An 18,035-nucleotide genomic window follows, 5' to 3' on the forward strand; every position below is an offset into this window, starting at 1 on the left:
GTAGGTGGACGAGTTTCTCAACTGGTACTTTTCCGACCGTCCCGTCGTCGCCAGCCAATTGGGAGCCGACGGCTACGACCACACCCTCGGCGATTTCACCGCCGCCGCCTGGGAGAACAGAGCCCGGGAAGAGATCCGCTGGATCGACCGCCTCTCCGACGCCCCGGCCGACTCGCTCGACGACGCCATCGACAGAGACCTGGTCATGTCCCAGCTGAGGGGCTCGGTCGCGCTCGAATCCTGGCCCGAGTGGCGGCGCAACCCGGGCCTGTACCTCTCGGCCGTCTTCGGGTCGCTGTTCAACGCCTTCCAGCAGCGGCTCAAGCCGGAGGCCGAACTGGTCGCCGCCGCGATCTCCCGCCTGGCCGAGGTGCCCGGCGTGCTGGCCGCCTGCCAGGCCAACCTCGACCCCGACCTCGCCGCGCCGCTGCTGGTCACGCGCGGGCTCAACCAGGCCCGTACGGGCCGCAACTTCCTCACCCGCACGCTCCCCGCGATGGTCGGCGACGAGACGCTGCGCGCCCGGCTCGCCGAGGCCGCCGGACCCGCCGCCGACGCGTTCGACGCGCTGGTGTCCTTCCTCGAAAACTTCCGGTGCGGCGGCACCTGGCGGATGGGGGAGAAGCTCTACTCCACCCTGCTGCGCGAGCGCGAGATGCTCACGTACGGCGCCGCCGAGCTGCACCAGAAGGGCAGGGCCGCCTGGGCCGACCTGGACGCCCGGATGCGCCGGGTCGCCCTCGGCATGACCGGCGCCGAGGACTGGCGGGCCGCCATGGAGTCCCTCATGGACGACCACCCGCCGACCCTGGCCGACATGCGGGCCGAGTACGAGGCCGAGACCCGGCGGGCCCGCGAGTTCGTCCGCGAGCGCGGGCTGGTCACCTTCCCCGAGGGGGAGGAGTGCGAGGTCCTGCCCTCGGCCGAGTACGCCCGCCCGGTGCTGTACGTCGCCCACTACCTGGCCCCGCCGCCGCTCAGCAGCTCGCGCACGGGCATCTTCTTCGTCCCCTACACCCCCGACGACTTCACCGAGGAGCAGGTGCGCCAGCGCCTGCGCACCAACGCGCGCGCCCAGATGCCCTCGATCGCGGTGCACGAGGCCTACCCCGGGCACCACTGGCACCTGTCGTACATGGCGGACAACCCGCGTACGGTCCGCAAGGTCTTCAGGACGCCGTACTTCACCGAGGGCTGGGCCCTGTACGTCGAGAAGGTGCTGCACGAGCAGGGCTACTTCGACACCCCCGCCACCGAGCTGGCCCACCTGGACTTCCGCCTCTTCCGCGCCGCCCGGATCATCGTGGACACCGCGCTGCACTGCGAGGACATGTCGATCGAGGAGGCCGAGACGTTCATGGCCACCAAGGCGTCGCTGTCGCCCGGCACCGCCCGGGGCGAGGTGAACCGCTACTGCGCCTGGCCGACGCAGGCGCCGTCGTACCTGACGGGGGCCATCGAGATCGACCGCATCCGGGAGTCGTTCACCGGGTCGCTGCGGGAGTTCCACGACCGGATCGCCGGCTCCGGCGGCCTGCCGCTGGGCCTGGCCGAACAGGCCGCGCTGGCCTGACCGGGCCGGTCGCGCTCCCGGGGCTCCCGGGGCTCCCGGGGCTCCCGGGGCTCCCCGGGCTCCTCGGGCTCTTCGCGCTAGCTCGGGCGGCGCGGGAACGCCGGCGGGTTGGCCGCGCGGTCCACGACGGCGGCGAGCTGCTCGTCCGTCAGGACCGTCGGCCGGCCCACGGCCAGCCCGCGCACGTAGACCTCGCACAGCCACTCCAGCAGGCGGGTGGCCTCGAACGCCTGCTCCATCGTCGCCCCGATGGTCACCCCGCCGTGGTTGGCCATCAGGGCGGCCTGCTTGCCCGCCAGCGCCGCCCGCACGTTGGCGGCCAGCTCCAGCGTGCCGTAGGTGGCGTACTCGGCCACCTTGACCACGCCGCCCAGCAGCAGCGCGTTGTAGTGGACCGGCGGCAGCTCGGTCATCGTCGTGGCCACGACCGTCCCGAACACCGAATGCGTGTGCACGATCGCCTGAGTGCCCGTCGCCTGGTAGACGGCCAGGTGCATGGGGGTCTCCGACGACGGCTGCAGCTCGCCCTCGACCAGGTGGCCCTCCAGGTCCACGATCGGGCACGCCTCCGGGGTCAGCCGGTCGAGCGCCACGCCGGACGGGGTGACCGCCACCTGGTCACCCCGGCGCACACTCAGGTTGCCCGAGGTGCCGATGACCAGGCCCAGCTCGACGGCGCGCCTGCCGTACTCGCACAACTGCTCGCGGAGGCTCATGGGCGGGCATAGTAGTCGGTCGTCCGAAATACTTCCAGCTCCGGCCTCTCTCTGTCAGAGGCGGTCGAGCGCCTGGAGCATGAGCCGTTCGAGGTCGACGCGCGTGAGCCGGCCCGGGTAGAGGAGCAGGTGCAGGCTGAGGCCGTCGACCAGGGCGAGCAGGTGCTCGGCGAGGTCGTCGAGGCTGCCGTCCGCGCGCACCTCGCCGGCCGCGCGGGCCTGGGCCAGCAGCTCCCGTACGGCGGCGCGCAGCTCGTCGGCCTCGGCGCGCTGGACCTCCGCCAGCCGTTCCGAGGCCAGGCTGCGGCTCCAGAAGCTGACCTCCAGCCGGCTCTCCTGGGTGCGCTCGGCGTCCAGCGGCAGGTTGTCCAGCAGCAGCTCGCGCAGGGCGGCCAGGCCCGTGACGCCCTCGACCTTGCGCGTCAGCCGCTCCCTGATGCGCTGGTGCGACTGGCTCAGCGCCGACAGCAGGATCTCGTCCTTGTCGGCGAAGTAGTGCGCCAGCACGCCGTTGGAGTAGCCGGCCTCCTTGGCGATGGCCCTGGTGGTGGCGGCGTCGATGCCGTCCCTGACGATCACCCTGCGGGCCGCCGACAGGACCTCGGCCCTGCGCTCATCGTGATCGACGATCTTCGGCATCGGGATCCCCCCTCTTTGTCGCGGCGACTCCCACCATATTGACTTTTTATTCGGACGTCTGTCTATTTAGTCCATGACCGTCGCCACGGTCGGCGTGCACATCGTCGACATCCTCGCCAGGCCCGTCGAGCACATCCCCGAGGGCCAGGACACCGTACTCGTCGAGCAGATCCGCCTCACCGCCGCCGGCGCCGCCGCCGGAACGGCCGTGGACCTGGTCAAACTCGGCAACGACGTGATCACCATGGGCGCGATCGGGGACGACGAGCTCGGCGACTTCCTGGTGGCCGTCCTCACCAAGCGCGGCGTGGACGCCTCCCGCCTGGTCCGCAGGGCCGGCGAGCAGACCGCCGCCTCGATCCTGCCCATCCGCCCCGACGGCGGCCGGCCCAGCTTCCACGTACCCGGCGCCAACCTCGGCGTCACCCTCGCCGACCTGGACCCCGACGTGCTCCGCCGCGCCCGGGCGATCCACCTGGGCGGCATGGACGTCACCTTCGGCCTGGGCGACCCCGCCTTCTTCGCGCTCCTCGACGAGGTGCGCGCGGCCGGCACGATCGTCACGATGGACCTGCTGTCGGAGCTGCCCGACCTGCTGGCGATGGCCCGCGCGTTCCTGCCCCACGTGGACTACGTGCTGCCCAACGAGTCGCAGGCGCTGCTCATGACCGGCGACCCCGACGTGGCCACCGCCGCCGCGACCCTGCTCGCCGACGGCCCCGAGGGCGTGCTCGTCACCCTCGGCGCGGCCGGCAGCCTCGTGCTGACCTCCGGCGGCGGGCCCGAGCGGGTGCCCGCGCTGGAGACGGAGGTCGCCGACACGACCGGGTGCGGCGACGCGTACTGCGCCGGCTTCCTGACCGGCCTGCTGCACGGCCGCGACGTCGTCGAGGCCGCCCGCTGGGGCACCGCCGCGGCGGCCCGCGTGGCCACCGGGCTCGGCTCCGACGCCGGCCTCACCGACCTCGAATCCACCCTAAGGACTCTCGCATGACTGACGCCAAACTCCGCGAGCGCGCGCTGAAGGTCGTCCCCGGCGGCATGTACGGGCACCTCAACGCGGCCATCTTCGCCCCCGGCTACCCCCAGTTCTTCCAGCGCGGCGAGGGCTGCCGCCAGTGGGACGTGGACGGGCGCGAGTACATCGACCTCATGTGCAGCTGGGGACCGGTCGTGCTCGGGCACCGGCACCCGCGCGTGGAGGAGGCCGCCGCGCGCCAGCTCGCGCTCGGCGACTGCCTCAACGGCCCGGGGCCGATCATGGTGGAGCTGGCCGAGCTGCTGGTCGACACCGTGCCGAGCGCCGACTGGGCGATGTTCTCCAAGAACGGCACCGACGCCACCACCCAGGCGCTCATGGTCGCCCGCGCCGCCACCGGCCGCACGAAGGTGCTGATGGCGCACGGCGCCTACCACGGCGCCGACCCCTGGTGCACGCCCTCGACCGCCGGCACCACCCCGAACGAGCGCGCCGACCTGGTCGAGTTCACCTACAACTCGCTGGAGTCCCTGGAGGCCGCCGCCGCCACCGTCGAGGGCGACGTCGCGGCGATCATCTGCACCCCCTTCAAGCACGACTCCTTCGAGGACCAGGAACTGGTCGAGCCCGCCTTCGCCCGCGGCGCCCGCGCCCTGGCCGACCGCATCGGGGCGGCCCTGGTGATCGACGACGTGCGGGCCGGGTTCCGGATCGACCTGCGGGGGTCGTGGGAGCCGTACGGGGTGCGTCCCGACCTGACCGCCTGGTCCAAGGCCATGGCCAACGGCTACCCGATCGCCGCCGTCACCGGCACCGACGCCCTGCGCGGCGCCGCCCAGACCCTCTACACGACCGGCTCCTTCTGGTTCTCGGCCGTGGCGATGGCCGCCGCCAAGGCCACCATCGAGACCCTGCGCGACACGGACGGCATCGCCGCCATGGAACGCGCCGGCACCCAGCTCAGGGAGGGCCTGTACGCCCAGGCCAAGTCCCACGGCTTCGTCGTGAACCAGACCGGCCCGGTGACCATCCCGTGGCTCAGCTTCGACGGGGACGCCGACCTGTCCACGGCCCTGTACTGGAGCGACGCCTGCCTGCGGCACGGGGTGTACCTGCACCCGTGGCACAACTGGTTCATGTCGGCGGCCCTGACGGAGCAGGACGTGGCCCGCGCCCTCGAAGCCACCGACCAGGCCTTCACCGAAACCCGCACCCACTTCAGCTGACCCTCACCCGAACAGCCCACCCGTTTGCCCGGTCACCGGGTGGGCCTGCGGAACCCCACCCGGACGGCGCCTTCGCCGCCCTTGGCCCACCCGTTGCCCGGTTACCGGCTGGGCGTGCGGGACCCCGCCCCGGACGGCGCCTTCGGCGCCTCTGGTTCGGGCCCGTTGGCTGGCGACCGGGTGGGCCTGCGGAACCCCACCCTGGACGGCGCCTTCGCCGTTCTTGGGCCCACCCGTTGCCTGGTTACCGGCTGGGCGTGCGGGACCCCGCCCCGGAGGGCGCCTTCGGCGCCTCTGGTTCGGCCCGCCCGTTGGCTGGCGACCGGGTGGGCCTGCGGAACCCCACCCTGGACGGCGCTTTCGGCGTCCTTGGGCCCGCCCGTCGCTTGGGCGCCAGCGGCGCTTTCCGGGTCTCTGGTGGTCATCGTTGGCTGTTCCCCGGGGTAGGCCTGTGGAACGCCGCCCTGCACGGCACCTGCACGGGCTTGCCGCCCTGTTGCCCGGGTATCGGGATGGGCGTGTGAGGACCTCGCCCCGAACGGCGCTTTCGGCTCCCATGGTGGTGAGAGCCTTGGGAGTCCCGCTGCGAACGGCTCTCTGGCCTCTCAGGCGCTCCCGTGACGCCCCTTCGGCCGCGCGCTTCCCACCCTCCAGTCGTCGCATCCGGCTCGCAGCCCCCGCGACGAGCGCTCCTCTCTGGACGATGGTCACACTGCGCGCTCGTCGTGTGACAATAAGTGTCATGCCGTCCCCCCGACATGACGCTCTCCGACGGATGTTCGCCGACCGGCCTCAAGTGGCGGTGGAGATCCTGCGTGACCTGATGGGCGTCGACCTGCCCTCCACCTCGCTGGTCCGGCAGGAGGACCGCCTGTTCAACACCCGGCCTTCCGACGACATCGAGCCGGACCTCGGCATCGTGCTCGGCCCGCCTCAGAGCCCCGCGCACGCCATCATCGTGGAGATCCAGCAGGACAAGTCCAAAGACCCCCGGCAACTGGCCCGTTACGCCGCCGCGCAGTGGCTGATGCTGCGCTGCGACGTGACAGTCCTGGTCGTCTGTCCAGACCGGGGAGCCGCCGCCTACTACTCCCAGCCGATCGACACCGGGCTTACCGGCTATCGCCTCCAGGCGTACGTGCTGGGCCCGGACGACGTACCGGCGATCACCGACCCGCAAGAGGCCGCCGCCCACCTCGAACTCGCGGTCATGTCCGTCATGATCCACGGGCGTGAGCGGAAGGTCATCGAGGCGTTCGCGACCGCGCTGGCGGAAACCGTCGGCGATCACGCTCCGAAGTACAGTGAATACGCGTGCAGTATGTCCGCACCCGAGGTCAAACTCATTCTGGAGGAGATCATGGCGTCCACCGACTGGCCGGGCCACAGCCGCTTCGCCCACCAACACTTCGGCAGGGGCCATGCACAGGGCAGTCACGAGACCGCACGGAGAATCGTGCTGTATCTGCTGGACGCGCGTGGAATCGAGGTCCCCGAGGACGTTCGCGCGCGCGTCGATGCCTGTACCGACGTCGACCTGCTCATGCACTGGACCGTTCGCGCGAGCAGTGTTCAGTCCGCCCGCGACCTGTTCGACGATTCGGACGGCTGACGCACTTGGCGCCGGGTACTCAGGTGCCCCCGGTCCAGGCTCTGATCGTCCCATCTGCTGGTTCAGCAGCAGATCTTGACTGTGCTCGGGATGACGGGGTGCCGGGGCGTGGCGACGTGCCGGATGCTCGGACTGCTGGCCTTCATGGCGGGCTACAAGGAGGGCTACGGAGAGAACTACAAGGAGGAATACGAGGATCGCGCTCGGCTGGCGGGCATGAAATGTGTGCTCACGTGCCTGCTGACCGAGCGTGGGATCGAGGTGCCTGACGACGTCCGTGAGCGGATCGATGCCTGTACCGAGGTCGACCACCTCGTGGCCTGGACCGTCCGCGCCAACGCCGGACGATCTCTTCAGCAGATCTTCTCCTGACGACCGGGATCACGGCCGGGCGCCGGGCGGCGGCGTGATCCTGTAGAGCCCGTCGCCGGAGCCGGAGGCCGGGACGGCCAGTACGAGGGCGGTCGCCGGGAACAGCGGCGACGGCAGCCCGTCGTAAGGGAACCACTGCCATGAGCGGAAGACGTGCGGCTCGGTCACCGCCGGAGCGTCGGCGCCCCGGAGCATGGTGACCGCCGCAGTCACCCGCACGGCTCCCTCCGGATGGTCCAGGGCCACGCCGGTGACGAGCGGCGGCCCGGCGTCGCGGATGCCGGTCTCCTCGGCCAGCTCGCGGACGGCCGCCGCCTCGAAGGTCTCGCCGGGCTCCACCGCCCCGCCGGGCAGGCACCACGACAGGGGTTCGCCCGCCTTCACCCGCTCGCCGAGCAGCACGCGGCCGTCCGGGTCCGTGAGCAGCACGCCGACGCCTACGATGCGATTCACCGACAAAACAGACTCCTCCCGCCAAGAGCTGTAATGCTGCCAAAAATCCGGACATGGGGTGAGTGTTGTTGATGCTCACTTAAGGAGACCGGATGGGAGCCGATCCCGAGAGCCGGTTCGAGGAGATCTATGCACTCTCCTACAGACCCCTGCTCGGCTACGCGCTGCGCCGCTGCCCCGATCCCGACGACGCGGCCGACGTGGTGGCCGAGACGTTCATGATCGCGTGGCGGCGCATCGAGGAGGTGCCGGGCGGCGAGGAGGCCCGGCTCTGGCTGTACGGCGTGGCCAGGAAGGTGCTGGCCAACCACCGGCGCGGTGAACGCCGCCACGAGCGGCGCACCGAGGCGTTACGCGCGGAACTGGCCGCCGCGCCCGTGGTGGCCGGGCCGTCCGTCGAGGATCTGTCGCCGCTGGCCCGGGCGTTCAGGACGCTCTCCGACGACGACCGGGAACTGCTCACCCTGGTCGCCTGGGAGAAGCTGGACACCGGCCAGATCGCCACCGCCCTCGGCATCACCCGCAACGCCGTACGGGTGCGCCTGTACCGGGCGCGCCGGCGCTTCGCCCGCCGCCTGACCGAGGCCGGGGTCGAGCGCCCACAGTCCGTCGCCCTCGAAGGGAGCCCGTTGTGAACAGCCCCGATCCCGAGAGGAAGGCCGTTGTGAACAACTTCCGCAGGCGCGGCAAGGAGGTCGTGGTGAACATCGCCGATCTCGCCCGGGTGCGCGACGAGGAACTGGCGGGCGTGGCCGCCGGGCAGGCGTCCGGCGCGGGGGCGCGGGCGCTCATGAAGTCGATCACGTCGGAGCCGGTCACGTCCGAGCCGGTGACCGCCGGGGAGCCCGAGCCCGTCGCGCGCCGCAGGGGGCCGCGCAAGGTGTTCCTGCTGGGGCTGGTGGCGGCCGGGCTGGCCGCCGTGCTCGCCGTCACGCTGCCGATCTTCGGCCCGGTCACCGAGTACGCCAACGCCGCCGTCACCGTCAAGACCGGCGACGACTTCATCGACGTCGTCATCACCGACCCCGAGGCGGAGGCGGCGGCCTACACCGAGGCGTTCAGGGCCGTCGGCCTGGACGCCACGGTGAAGAAGATCCCGGTCGCGCCCGAGTACGCGGGCATGCTGTTCGGCCCGGCCACCCCCGGGAACTTCCCGCCGGGGACCGGCGTGACCGTTCGCGGCGCCGAGAGTTGCGCGTCGGTCTGGTGCGGCACGATCTCCATGCCGACGGGGTACCAAGGCAAGATCGTCATCGGGATCGGCCGCCCGGCCGCGCCCGGCGAGCGGTATGCCGCGATGGCGCCGAGCACGGTGGGCCTGGCCGCCGACGGCGTGGCCGGGGTCAAGCTCGTGGGCAAGCCCGTCTCGCACGCCAGGGCCGAGCTGTCGCGCCGCGGCCTCAAGATCGAGTACGTGGTGATGTGGTCGAACCCCGACGGCAGCGGCAGCGGTTACGACGTGGCCGCGGAGCACGTCAAGGACGACTGGATCGTCGACAGCGTGATGAAGGTCGCCTCGGACACGGTCAGGGTGGACGCCGTGGCTTCCGCCGACGTCCCCAAGGACTCCCTTCCGCGGGCCGACCGGCCGCAGGACGGCTGGACCGGCGGCTGAGCCCGCGAACCCCGGCGCCGGCCCCGCAGGCGTCTAAGCGCCTTCGGGCGGCGCCGGGGTTCCCCGGTCCGCCCGGGCCGAGGATTCCGTGGCGGCGCGGTCCGCCCGGGCCGAGGATTCCGTGGCGGCCCGGTCCGTCCGGGCCGAGGATTCCGTGGCGCCCCGGTCCGCCCGGGCCGAGGATTCCGTGGCGGCCCAGGTGAAAATTCCCTTCGCCATCAATGACTGTTCACCGGCCGCCCGCGCGGCGAAAACCTGGGCCCTGACCCGGTGCACACCCGCGTCGTCAGGAGCCGCCAGTGCGGCCATTTCCGCGAGATGCCCGGCGAGCCGTTCGTCGCCCTCGGAAAGGGCTTTGAGCGCCGCGTCGGCGAGCGCGTGCGGGCCGCCCGCGAGTTCCGCCACGGATTCGGCCAGCACCGCCTCGGGGGCCGGTTTGAGATTGGCCGGGTTGCCGTCGTACCAGCCGCCGTAAAGGCGCCAGAGATTGCGTACGACGAATTCCGGCTCGTCATAACGGGCCCGCAGATAGGGCCGGTCGGAATGGCGCTGCGAAGGTTTCACCGAATGCACGATCTCGTCGAGCCGGGCGCCCGCGTTGAGCAGGTCGAGCGTCTGCGTGATGATCGACTCCAGCCATTCGGCCGTCTCCAGCAGCGCCTGCCGCACGCGGTCGGCGCCGAAGACGGGCGCGCCGTGGCTGGGCAGCATGATCTCGGCGTCGAGTGCCGCCATCCGGCGCAGCGCGTGCACCCACTCGCGCGGGTAACGCTGCACCTTCTGGGGGTTGCCGCAGTTGGGGGTCACCCAGATGAACAGGTCGCCGGGCAGCAGCAGCCGGTGCTCGTGCACGTAGCCGACGGTGGCGTCGTCGGTCTCGCCCTTGGCGTGCAGCAGGTCGAAGGTCAGCCCGCCGCGCCGTACGGTCAGCGCGTCGGTGTAGGTGACGTCGGGCCGCCGGTAGTCGGCGGGCCAGCGGAGGCGGGTGTTCTGGAACTGCCGCTGGTTGATCACCGTGTTGTAACCATTTGTCAGCAGGTAGCGGTCGAACCGATCGACCACCGCCTGATGGGCGTAAACCGTGGCCCGAGGGCCGGACTCCTCGAACGGTCCGGTGCCGAAGACGTGGTCGATGTGCCCGTGGGAGTAGAACGCGGTGGTCAGCGGCGCCCGGGACCAGCGGCGGACGTCCTCGTGCAGGCGGCCGGCGGCCCACGGCCCGCCGGTGTCGAAGAGCAGCAGCTCGCCCTCGGTCTCGAAGGCGATCGCGTTGCCGAACCCGGCCCACCAGCCCACGCCTTCCGTCACGGTCTGGACGCCCTTGCCCTCCATGCCGGTGTCCACGATGCTGTCGTCAGACTCGCCGCGCCACACCCGGTCCGCGTACTCGATAATCATGTGACCCACCCTGCTTCTAGAACGTCGTTCTAGGCAAGGGATCACGGCAAGGTCACGTCTCGATTGCGCCCCCTTGACGCGTGTCGGCGGGCGTTCGTACGTTCGGGCAAACGTTTAGGAAACTTTCCTAACTGAATCCTCTTCGGGAGCCCCCCATGACCCACCCGGGCGAGATCACTCGGCGTCAGCTGCTCCGCCGCATCGGCCTGACCGCGCTCGTGGCCGGGCCCGGCGCGAGCCTGCTGAGCGCCTGCGCGACCAGCGGCGGTGGCGGTGACCAGCCCTCGGCGGCGCCCGCCACGTCGATCGCGGCGTCGGCGGACCCCAAGAACCCCTTCGGCGTCGACGTCAAGAAGCCGCTCGAAGTGGTCATCTTCAGCGGCGGCTACGGCGACTCCTACGCCAAGGACCTGCACGAAGAGCTCTACAAGAAGGCCCACGCCGGCGTCACGGTCAAGCACACCGCCACCCAGCAGATCGGCACCCAGCTCCGGCCGCGCATCGTCGGCAACGACATGCCCGACGTGATCAACAACTCCGGCCCCGAGGCGCTCGACCTGGCCGCGCTGGCCGCCGAGGGCCACCTGGCCGACCTGACCCCGCTCTACGACGCGCCCTCCTTCGACGACCCGTCCAAGAAGGTCCGCGACACGATCACGCCCCTCGTGCTGCAGAACGGCAAGCTCGACGGCAAGGACCTGGTCCTCAACTACACCGTCTCCCACCGGGCGCTGTGGTACAACGCCAAGCTGTTCGCCGCCAAGGGCTGGAGCGTGCCCAAGACCTGGGCCGAGTTCACCGCGCTCGGCGAGACGGCCAAGAAGGAAGGCATCGCGCTCTTCGCCTACCCCGGCAAGAAGGGCCCGTACTACCAGCTCTGGAACGTCCTCTACACGGCCGCCAAGATCGGCGGCAACCAGGTCATCATCGACATCGACAACCTCGTCGACAACGCCTGGAAGAGCGAGGCGGTCAAGCAGGCGGTCACCGCCTGGCTGGACATCCAGCAGAAGTACGGCGACAAGGCGTACCTGGGCCTCGACCACACCCAGACCCAGGTCAAGCAGCTGCAGAACAAGGTGCTGTTCTATCCGTGCGGCTCCTGGCTCGAGAACGAGATGACCAAGGACATCCCGTCCGACTTCGAGTACGCCCTGGCCCCCATCCCCGACGTCACCGCCTCCGACAAGATGCCGTACGGCGCGATCCAGGTCGGCGTGGGCGAGAACTTCGTCGTCGCGGCGAAGGGCAAGAACCCGCAGGGCGGCCTGGAGTACCTGCGGATCATGTTGTCGAAGGAGGGCGCGGCGGGCTTCACGAAGAAGACCAACAACCTCACGGTGGTGACCGGCGCCGCCGACAGCTCCGAGTTCCCGCCCGGCCTGGTCAGCGCCGCCAAGGCGCAGGAGGCGGCCGGCGAGAACATCATCACCGACGCCCGGTTCGAGGGCTGGTACAAGGAGCTGTTCGACTACGGCTGGGAGCAGACCAACGTCCTGATGTCCGGCCGCATCACCCCCGACGAGTTCTGCGAGCGCATGCAGAAGAAGGCCGACGACGTCAAGAAGGACGACTCCGTCACCAAGCAGACGCGGAGCGCCTGAGCACATGGAGCGGTTGCGCAAGTACGGATTCGTCATCGGGTTCCTGGCCGTCCCGGTCGCGCTTTACACGGTCTTCGTGATCAGCCCCTATGTGCAGGCTTTCCAGCTCTCGCTGACGAGCTGGAACGGCGTCAGCTCGGTCGTCCGATACGTGGGGCTGGACAATTTCGGCCGGTTGTTCGAGGACGACAATTTCTGGCAGGCCCTGCGCAATCACGGAATTCTCCTGCTGGTGCTGCCGCTCCTGACGATCGTCATCGCATTGTTCCTGTCGTTCCTGCTGAATCTCGGCGGCGGCACCCGCGGCGCGGGAATGCGCGGGGTGTGGGGGTCGAATTTCTACCGGGTGGTGTTCTTCTTCCCCCAGGTTCTCGCCGTGGCCGTGGTCGGCGTGCTGTTCCAGGCCATTTACCGTCCCGACGAGGACGGTGTGATCAACGGCACGCTGGCCAGGCTCGGGCTGTCCGAGCCCATCGGCTGGCTCACCGAGCCGGGCCTCGCGCTCTGGTCGATCATCGCGGTGATGGTCTGGCAGGCGGTCGGCTTCTACGTGGTGCTGTTCTCCGCGGGCATGGCCGCCATCCCCAAGGACTACTTCGAGGCCGCCTCGATCGACGGGGCCGGCCGCGTGCGGCTGTTCTTCTCCATCACGCTGCCGCTGCTGCGCGACACCCTCCAGGTCGGCTGGATCTACCTGGGGATCGCCGCGTTCGACGGCTTCGCGCTGATCCAGGTGCTGGCGGGCGACCGGGGCGAGCCCGACGGGGCCACCACCATCCTGCCCATCACCATCTACAAGACCGCCTTCGACTACCACAAGGTCGGCTACGCCTCGGCGATGGGCGTCGTGCTGTTCTTCCTGACCGTGACGTTCGCCGTGCTGACGCTCCGCACGACCAGGCGTGAAAGGGTTGAGCTCTGATGGCTTCGCGTGGAGCGGGCAGGCCGCGGCCCGGCGTGCTGAGCGGGCTGTCCCATGTCGCCCTGGCCGTCTGGGCCCTGCTGATCATCCTGCCGCTGTTGTGGACGTTCCTGGCCTCGTTCAAGAGCAACACCGAGATCTTCGGCGACCCGCTCCAGCTCCCGGGGGCGCTGCGGCTGGACGCCTGGGGCCGGGCCTGGGACAAGGCGCACGTCGGGCAGTACATGCTCAACACGGTCATCGTGGTGTTCTTCGGCACGGCGGGCACGATGTTGTTCGGCTCGATGGCGGCGTACGTGCTGGCCCGCTACAAGTTCCTCGGCGGCAAGCTGATCTACTACTACTTCGTCGCCGGGCTCGCCTTCCCCATCTTCCTGGCGCTCGGGCCGCTGTTCTTCGTGGTCAAGCAGTTCGGGCTGCTCGACTCGCACATCGGCCTGATCATCGTCTACATCGCGTACTCGCTGCCCTTCACGATCTTCTTCCTGGCCGCGTTCTTCCGCACCCTGCCCGAGGCGGTCGCCGAGGCGGCGCTGATCGACGGCGCCTCGCACACCAGGACGTTCTTCCAGATCATGGTGCCGATGGCCAAGCCCGGCCTGGTCAGCATCACGATCTTCAACGTGCTGGGGCAGTGGAACCAGTACCTGCTGCCCCTGGCGCTCATGGGCGGCGCGCCGGACAAGTGGCCGCTCACGCTCGGCATCGCCAGGATCTCCACCAGGGCCGGCTACGAGGCGGACTGGCCGGGCCTGTTCGCCGCGCTGAGCATGACGATCCTGCCGGTGATGGTGGTCTACATCATCTTCCAGCGGCAGATCCAGTCCGGGCTCAGCTCGGGGGCGCTGAAGTGAGTTTCGCCGAACACGGCGTGTAGCCGTACGGCTACGCGTTAGCGTGAGGGGCCTTCGTCAGCACACCTGGAGGGTCCCTCATGCGCGTGCCCGCACTCCTGCTCGTCCTGTTCACGGCCGCCGCCTGCGCCGGGCCGCCGGCGCCGCTGCAGGAGGTCACCAAGCCCAGCCCGCCGGGCGTGCCGGAGCTGAGCGGCGGCGGCGAGTTCACCTCCGGCGACACCGCGGCGATCGCCTACGACCGCCGCCTGGCCCCCGAGGGCGCGCAGGCCAGCCTCACGGCCGAGTCCACCGGCGGCGAGACCCGCACCTCGCTGGTCGTGGAGGGCTTCCTGCCCCGCCACCACTACGGCGCCCACCTGCACACCGCGCCCTGCGGCACCGACCCCGACGACGCGGGCGGCCACTACCAGCACAACCCCGGCCACGCCGACCCGGCCAGCGAGATCTGGCTCGACGTCACCACCGACGGGTCGGGCGCGGGGCGTTCGACGGCCCGCCATCCCTGGAGCCTCGACCCCGCCGCCCTGCCGAAGTCGCTGGTCATCCACGCCAGGGCCACGAAGAAGAGCGGCGCCCACGCGGGCGAGGCGGGCCCTCGGGTGGCCTGCCTGACGCTGCACTAGCCGAAAGGCGTGCATAATTACACAATTACATATTGTGGAGGTCCCGCGTTGACTAGCCGCCAGTGGCAGCCGCCCCGTTTACGGTTGTTCGAGCAGGTGCACCGCCGGGCCACCTGGCTGGAGCTACTCTACGACCTCGTCTTCGTCGTCGCGGTCGCCGAGCTGGCCGACGTGCTCGCCGGCGGGGCCGACGCCGGCCGCGTCCTGACCTTCGTCGGCCTGTTCGTGCCGGTCTGGTGGTCGTGGGCGGGTTACGTCTTCTACGCCAACCGGTTCGACACCGACGACGTCAGCCACCGCCTGCTCGCGTTGCCGCAGATCCTCGCGGTGGCCACGATGGCGGCCAGCGTCAGCGACATCGAGCAACGCTCGGCCCTGTTCGCGATCTCCTACGCCGCGGCCCGGATCCTGCTGGTCGTCGCCTACCTCAGAGCCGGCCGGCACGTCCCGGAGGCCAGGCCGCTCACCGTGCGGTACGCGGCCGGGTTCAGCGTCGCCGCGGTCATCTGGGTGGCCTCCCTCGCCGTCGAACCGCCGCAGCGGTACGCCCTGTGGGCCGTGGCGCTGGTGATCGACCTGGCCACCCCGCTGCTCAGCCGCGGCCACCAGAGCCGGCTGCCGCCGCAGAGCGAGCACCTGCCGGAGCGGTTCGGGCTGTTCGTCGTGATCGTGCTCGGCGAGGTGGTCGCCGCCGTGGTCACCGGTCTCAAGGGGCACGACGTCACGCCGTCCGTGCTGCTGGTCGCGCTGGCCGGGGTGGCCATTGCGATGGCCTTCTGGTGGTTGTACTTCGACCACGTCGACGAGTCCGTCGTGCTGCGCACCAAACTGGCCGGGCAGGTGTGGGTGTACTCGCACCTGCCGCTGTCGATGGGCCTGGTGGCGTTCGGCATCGGGATCGAGCGCGCGATCATGCACCCGTCGGGGGCGAGCTGGGCCGTCGGGGTGCCGGCCGCCGTGGTCTTCGCCGTGCTCGGCCTTCAGCACCTGTGCTCGTCCGACCGCCGGGCGGGGGCCGTCCGGCTGGCCGCCGCCGTGCTCGCCCTCGCCTCCGCCGCGCTGCCCGTCGCGGCGGCGCTCCCCCTCCTGCTGTTGTACGGCGCCGCGCAGGTGGGTTACGACCTGCTGCGCCCCTCCCCGGAAGGCACACCGTGACCCAGGACGTGACCCAGAAAGTGACCCAGGACGTGTTCGACCGCCAGCTCGCCGCCATCGCCGACGGCGACCTGGCCGCGCTGCTGGCCCAGTACCACGACGAGGCGGTGGTCGTCCGGTTCGACCGGGCGGCCAGGGGCGCCGCCGAGATCCGCGAGCTGTTCGCCGCCTACCTGGCGGCCGGGCCGCGGGTGGAGGAGATCACGTCGCTGCGCGTCGAGGACGACGTGATCTTCTACAACGCGGTCATGACCGTGGGCGGGAACCGGGTCACCACGTTCGGGACGCTGGTCGTCAAGGACGGCAGGATCTGGCGCCAGACCGCCGCCGCCCTGCCGCTCACCTGATCGCCGCCGCCATCGGCTGCCAGGGCGCGGCGTCGAAGATCAACATGATGGTCCGGATCCGCCCGTCCGGGCCCAGCCGGAAGTGCTCGGCCGTACGCTGCGTGCCGGCCGGTGTGGCGGTGTGCAGGTCGTAGACGAGGGTCGCCTCAGATTCGCCGTACAGCTCGCTGATCAGGTCGACGCCGGTCACCACGCTCACCAGGGCCTCGATGCCGGCCAGGTGACCGGCGGCGTCGGAGGAGGAGACGAACGGGCTCCTGAACGAGAAGTCCTCGCCGATCAACGCCGCCGCGGCCGGCACGTCGCCGCGGAGCCTGGCCTCGTGGTAGGCCCTGACCACCTCGCGGGCGCCCGTCATCGGCCCTCCAGGTGTGCCGCGAGCCGCTGCTGGTTGTCGGCCAGCCGCAGGCACAGGTGCCGCAGCGCGGTCAGGTCCGCGGCCGAGAAGCCCTGGAACATCGCTCGCATCGCCATCTGCGACGGCGTGCGGAACGCCTCGATCCACGCCCGGCCCTCGTCGGTGATCACGGCCAGCACCGAGCGCCGGTCGCGGCTGTCCTGGACCCGCCGCGCCAGGCCGTCGCGTTCCAGGGTGTCCACCAGGCCGGTCACGTTGCGCGAGCTGACCCCGGCGGCCTGGGCCAGGTCGCCGATGCTGATGCCGGCGCCGGCGCCCGCCGCGCCGAGGCGCAGCAGCACGTCCATCGCGCCGGAGCTGAGCCCGCGCCCCTCGCTGCCGTGCGCGCGCATGCGCTCGATCGCCTGGTACGCCGTCCGCACGGCGGCGGCCGCCTCGAAGGCCGCGGTGTCGCCGCCGCCGGCGAACTCGCTCATGGCCGCCCTGGCCCGCGGGTCGAAGAGGGAGCCGTCCGGCTCCTGGTCAAATTTATGTACGTCCTTCACAATGAATGTCTACCAGAAAACCTGAAGGCCCGTGCGGGATCGCACGGGCCTTCAGGGCGGGACGGTCAGGAGTGGGCGTGCTCGGCCGGGATCGTGCCGAGGCGGCCCGCCTGGAAGTCCTCGAACGCCTGGACCAGCTCGGCGCGGGTGTTCATGACGAACGGGCCGTGGTGGGCCACCGGCTCGCCGATCGGCTCGCCGCCCAGCACGATCACGTCGAGCGTGTCCTTGGCCTCGATCGTGATGGTCTCGCCCAGGGTGGTCAGGCCCGGCCGGTTGCCGAAGCCGTCGAAGACCGCGAGCTGCCCGCCGTGCAGCGGACGCCGCTCGGCGCCGACCGTGCCGCGGCCGGAGAGGGCGTACACCAGGGCGTTGTAGTCCTTGCGCCAGGGCAGGGTCAGCCGCGCGCCCGGGGTGATGGTGGCGTGCAGCAGCGTGATCGGCGTCTGCGTGCTGCCCGGACCGCTGTTCCCGGCCAGCTCGCCGGCGATCAGCCGGACCAGCGCGCCGCCGTCGTGGCTGCTCAGCAGCGCGACGCTGGACCGCCCGATGTCCTGGTACTTCGGCGCGATCATCTTCTTGGCGCCCGGCAGGTTGACCCAGAGCTGGATGCCGTGGAACAGCCCGCCCTTCTGCACCAGCCATTCCGGCGGCGCCTCCTTGTGCAGGATGCCGGAGGCGGCCGTCATCCACTGGGTGTCGCCGTTGCTGATCGTGCCGCCGCCGCCGTTGGAGTCGAGGTGCTCCATGACGCCGTCGATCATGTACGTGACGGTCTCGAAGCCGCGGTGCGGGTGCCAGGGCGTGCCCTTGGGCTCGCCGGCGGCGTAGTCGATCTCGCCCATCTGGTCCATCATCACGAACGGGTCGAGGTACTCGAGCTTGATCGCCGCCAGGGCGCGGCGGACGGGGAAGCCCTCGCCCTCGAACCCGCTGGGCGCGGTCTCGACGGCGAGCACCTTCCGCTCGGGCACTCCCGCCACGGGCGCGGGCACGCGGGGGAGGGTGAGCGGGTTCTCAACGGTTACGGCGGGCATGTCG

At 70.7% G+C, this 18,035-nt stretch carries 20 protein-coding genes; 13 read left to right on the top strand and 7 right to left on the bottom strand.

Annotation, left to right across the window (positions count from 1 at the left end; all coding sequences use genetic code 11):
• Positions 1-4: 4 nt before the first annotated feature.
• Positions 5-1,573 carry a DUF885 domain-containing protein gene (locus ACFYYW_RS35925; protein ID WP_387655620.1) on the top strand — a complete coding sequence of 523 codons (1,569 nt, stop codon included), beginning with the start codon at positions 5-7 and terminating at the stop codon, positions 1,571-1,573.
• Positions 1,574-1,650: 77 nt separating this feature from the next.
• Here ACFYYW_RS35925 and ACFYYW_RS35930 read toward each other — a convergent pair whose 3' ends face one another.
• Both ACFYYW_RS35930 and ACFYYW_RS35935 read right to left on the bottom strand, forming a co-directional pair.
• Entirely contained in the window at positions 1,651-2,289 is a 639-nt protein-coding gene (locus tag ACFYYW_RS35930) for a class II aldolase/adducin family protein (RefSeq protein WP_387655623.1), read from the bottom strand.
• Between the two features lie 54 nt (positions 2,290-2,343).
• The gene (locus tag ACFYYW_RS35935; protein ID WP_352323342.1) at positions 2,344-2,928 is read right to left on the bottom strand and encodes a TetR/AcrR family transcriptional regulator; all 585 of its coding nucleotides are present in this window, start codon (positions 2,926-2,928) and stop codon (positions 2,344-2,346) included.
• 73 nt (positions 2,929-3,001) lie between these two features.
• Between ACFYYW_RS35935 and ACFYYW_RS35940 the strand changes: the two genes are divergently transcribed.
• From ACFYYW_RS35940 to ACFYYW_RS35955, 4 genes are all read left to right on the top strand, one after another.
• Positions 3,002-3,922 carry a carbohydrate kinase family protein gene (locus tag ACFYYW_RS35940; protein ID WP_387655627.1) on the top strand — a complete coding sequence of 307 codons (921 nt, stop codon included), beginning with the start codon at positions 3,002-3,004 and terminating at the stop codon, positions 3,920-3,922.
• A complete protein-coding gene (locus tag ACFYYW_RS35945) occupies positions 3,919-5,133 on the top strand; it encodes an aminotransferase class III-fold pyridoxal phosphate-dependent enzyme (protein WP_387655630.1) in 1,215 nt (404 codons plus the stop codon). Before ACFYYW_RS35940 ends, ACFYYW_RS35945 begins: the two co-directional genes overlap by 4 nt.
• A 775-nt stretch (positions 5,134-5,908) precedes the next feature.
• Positions 5,909-6,745: a hypothetical protein gene (locus tag ACFYYW_RS35950; protein WP_387655633.1), complete on the top strand. Its 837-nt coding sequence runs from the start codon at positions 5,909-5,911 to the stop codon at positions 6,743-6,745.
• A gap of 123 nt (positions 6,746-6,868) precedes the next feature.
• Positions 6,869-7,117, top strand: a complete 249-nt coding sequence (locus ACFYYW_RS35955) for a hypothetical protein (RefSeq protein ID WP_387655636.1) — start codon at positions 6,869-6,871, stop codon at positions 7,115-7,117.
• Positions 7,118-7,126: 9 nt separating this feature from the next.
• Here the strand turns inward: ACFYYW_RS35955 and ACFYYW_RS35960 are convergent, their stop codons facing one another.
• Entirely contained in the window at positions 7,127-7,570 is a 444-nt protein-coding gene (locus ACFYYW_RS35960; RefSeq protein WP_387655639.1) for an NUDIX hydrolase, read from the bottom strand.
• 92 nt (positions 7,571-7,662) lie between these two features.
• On the opposite strand from ACFYYW_RS35960, the gene ACFYYW_RS35965 reads away from it, so the two are divergent.
• Together ACFYYW_RS35965 and ACFYYW_RS35970 are read left to right on the top strand one after the other, a co-directional pair.
• Positions 7,663-8,205 carry an RNA polymerase sigma factor gene (locus tag ACFYYW_RS35965; protein ID WP_387655641.1) on the top strand — a complete coding sequence of 181 codons (543 nt, stop codon included), beginning with the start codon at positions 7,663-7,665 and terminating at the stop codon, positions 8,203-8,205.
• A complete protein-coding gene (locus ACFYYW_RS35970) occupies positions 8,202-9,185 on the top strand; it encodes a hypothetical protein (protein ID WP_387655644.1) in 984 nt (327 codons plus the stop codon). Before ACFYYW_RS35965 ends, ACFYYW_RS35970 begins: the two co-directional genes overlap by 4 nt.
• Positions 9,186-9,218: 33 nt before the next feature.
• On the opposite strand, the gene ACFYYW_RS35975 is transcribed toward ACFYYW_RS35970, so the two are convergent.
• Positions 9,219-10,583: an alkyl sulfatase dimerization domain-containing protein gene (locus ACFYYW_RS35975; protein WP_387655647.1), complete on the bottom strand. Its 1,365-nt coding sequence runs from the start codon at positions 10,581-10,583 to the stop codon at positions 9,219-9,221.
• 155 nt (positions 10,584-10,738) lie between these two features.
• On the opposite strand from ACFYYW_RS35975, the gene ngcE reads away from it, so the two are divergent.
• The 6 genes from ngcE (at position 10,739) to ACFYYW_RS36005 (ending at position 16,091) form a co-directional block, all read left to right on the top strand.
• On the top strand, positions 10,739-12,187 hold the full coding sequence (ngcE, locus tag ACFYYW_RS35980; RefSeq protein ID WP_352326099.1) for an N-acetylglucosamine/diacetylchitobiose ABC transporter substrate-binding protein: 1,449 nt from the start codon (positions 10,739-10,741) through the stop codon (positions 12,185-12,187).
• 4 nt (positions 12,188-12,191) lie between these two features.
• Positions 12,192-13,109 carry a sugar ABC transporter permease gene (locus ACFYYW_RS35985; protein ID WP_352326100.1) on the top strand — a complete coding sequence of 306 codons (918 nt, stop codon included), beginning with the start codon at positions 12,192-12,194 and terminating at the stop codon, positions 13,107-13,109.
• Entirely contained in the window at positions 13,109-13,963 is an 855-nt protein-coding gene (locus ACFYYW_RS35990; RefSeq protein WP_352326101.1) for a carbohydrate ABC transporter permease, read from the top strand. The genes ACFYYW_RS35985 and ACFYYW_RS35990 overlap by 1 nt, the downstream gene beginning before the upstream one ends.
• 80 nt (positions 13,964-14,043) lie before the next feature.
• Positions 14,044-14,589, top strand: coding sequence for a superoxide dismutase family protein (locus ACFYYW_RS35995; RefSeq protein ID WP_387655652.1), 546 nt, complete (start codon positions 14,044-14,046; stop codon positions 14,587-14,589).
• Positions 14,590-14,637: 48 nt separating this feature from the next.
• Positions 14,638-15,744, top strand: a complete 1,107-nt coding sequence (locus ACFYYW_RS36000) for a low temperature requirement protein A (protein ID WP_387655655.1) — start codon at positions 14,638-14,640, stop codon at positions 15,742-15,744.
• A gap of 8 nt (positions 15,745-15,752) precedes the next feature.
• Positions 15,753-16,091 (top strand): nuclear transport factor 2 family protein, encoded by a 339-nt coding sequence (locus ACFYYW_RS36005; protein WP_387655658.1) that lies wholly within the window; start codon positions 15,753-15,755, stop codon positions 16,089-16,091.
• Here the strand turns inward: ACFYYW_RS36005 and ACFYYW_RS36010 are convergent.
• The 3 genes from ACFYYW_RS36010 to ACFYYW_RS36020 form a co-directional block, all read right to left on the bottom strand.
• Positions 16,084-16,449, bottom strand: coding sequence for a hypothetical protein (locus ACFYYW_RS36010; protein ID WP_387655660.1), 366 nt, complete (start codon positions 16,447-16,449; stop codon positions 16,084-16,086). The two genes, ACFYYW_RS36005 and ACFYYW_RS36010, sit on opposite strands and share 8 nt — an antisense overlap.
• Positions 16,446-16,994 carry a MarR family transcriptional regulator gene (locus tag ACFYYW_RS36015; protein WP_352326106.1) on the bottom strand — a complete coding sequence of 183 codons (549 nt, stop codon included), beginning with the start codon at positions 16,992-16,994 and terminating at the stop codon, positions 16,446-16,448. The genes ACFYYW_RS36010 and ACFYYW_RS36015 overlap by 4 nt, the downstream gene beginning before the upstream one ends.
• A 65-nt stretch (positions 16,995-17,059) precedes the next feature.
• Positions 17,060-18,031 carry a pirin family protein gene (locus ACFYYW_RS36020; RefSeq protein ID WP_387655663.1) on the bottom strand — a complete coding sequence of 324 codons (972 nt, stop codon included), beginning with the start codon at positions 18,029-18,031 and terminating at the stop codon, positions 17,060-17,062.
• Positions 18,032-18,035: the final 4 nt, after the last annotated feature.

Source organism: Nonomuraea sp. NPDC001831 (assembly GCF_042892035.1).
Classification (GTDB): Bacteria; Actinomycetota; Actinomycetes; order Streptosporangiales; family Streptosporangiaceae; genus Nonomuraea.

Bases quoted from the DNA above. Each gene is read 5' to 3' on its own strand.
- ACFYYW_RS35950 (WP_387655633.1), top strand. From the start codon at position 5,909: ATGTTCGCCGACCGGCCTCAAGTGGCGGTGGAGATCCTGCGTGACCTG.
- ACFYYW_RS35985 (WP_352326100.1), top strand. From the start codon at position 12,192: ATGGAGCGGTTGCGCAAGTACGGATTCGTCATCGGGTTCCTGGCCGTC.
- ACFYYW_RS35930 (WP_387655623.1), bottom strand. From the start codon at position 2,289: ATGAGCCTCCGCGAGCAGTTGTGCGAGTACGGCAGGCGCGCCGTCGAG.
- ACFYYW_RS36020 (WP_387655663.1), bottom strand. From the start codon at position 18,031: ATGCCCGCCGTAACCGTTGAGAACCCGCTCACCCTCCCCCGCGTGCCC.
- ACFYYW_RS35995 (WP_387655652.1), top strand. From the start codon at position 14,044: ATGCGCGTGCCCGCACTCCTGCTCGTCCTGTTCACGGCCGCCGCCTGC.
- ACFYYW_RS35975 (WP_387655647.1), bottom strand. From the start codon at position 10,583: ATGATTATCGAGTACGCGGACCGGGTGTGGCGCGGCGAGTCTGACGAC.
- ACFYYW_RS35955 (WP_387655636.1), top strand. From the start codon at position 6,869: ATGCTCGGACTGCTGGCCTTCATGGCGGGCTACAAGGAGGGCTACGGA.
- ngcE (WP_352326099.1), top strand. From the start codon at position 10,739: ATGACCCACCCGGGCGAGATCACTCGGCGTCAGCTGCTCCGCCGCATC.
- ACFYYW_RS35940 (WP_387655627.1), top strand. From the start codon at position 3,002: ATGACCGTCGCCACGGTCGGCGTGCACATCGTCGACATCCTCGCCAGG.
- ACFYYW_RS35965 (WP_387655641.1), top strand. From the start codon at position 7,663: ATGGGAGCCGATCCCGAGAGCCGGTTCGAGGAGATCTATGCACTCTCC.
- ACFYYW_RS35990 (WP_352326101.1), top strand. From the start codon at position 13,109: ATGGCTTCGCGTGGAGCGGGCAGGCCGCGGCCCGGCGTGCTGAGCGGG.
- ACFYYW_RS35945 (WP_387655630.1), top strand. From the start codon at position 3,919: ATGACTGACGCCAAACTCCGCGAGCGCGCGCTGAAGGTCGTCCCCGGC.
- ACFYYW_RS35935 (WP_352323342.1), bottom strand. From the start codon at position 2,928: ATGCCGAAGATCGTCGATCACGATGAGCGCAGGGCCGAGGTCCTGTCG.
- ACFYYW_RS36010 (WP_387655660.1), bottom strand. From the start codon at position 16,449: ATGACGGGCGCCCGCGAGGTGGTCAGGGCCTACCACGAGGCCAGGCTC.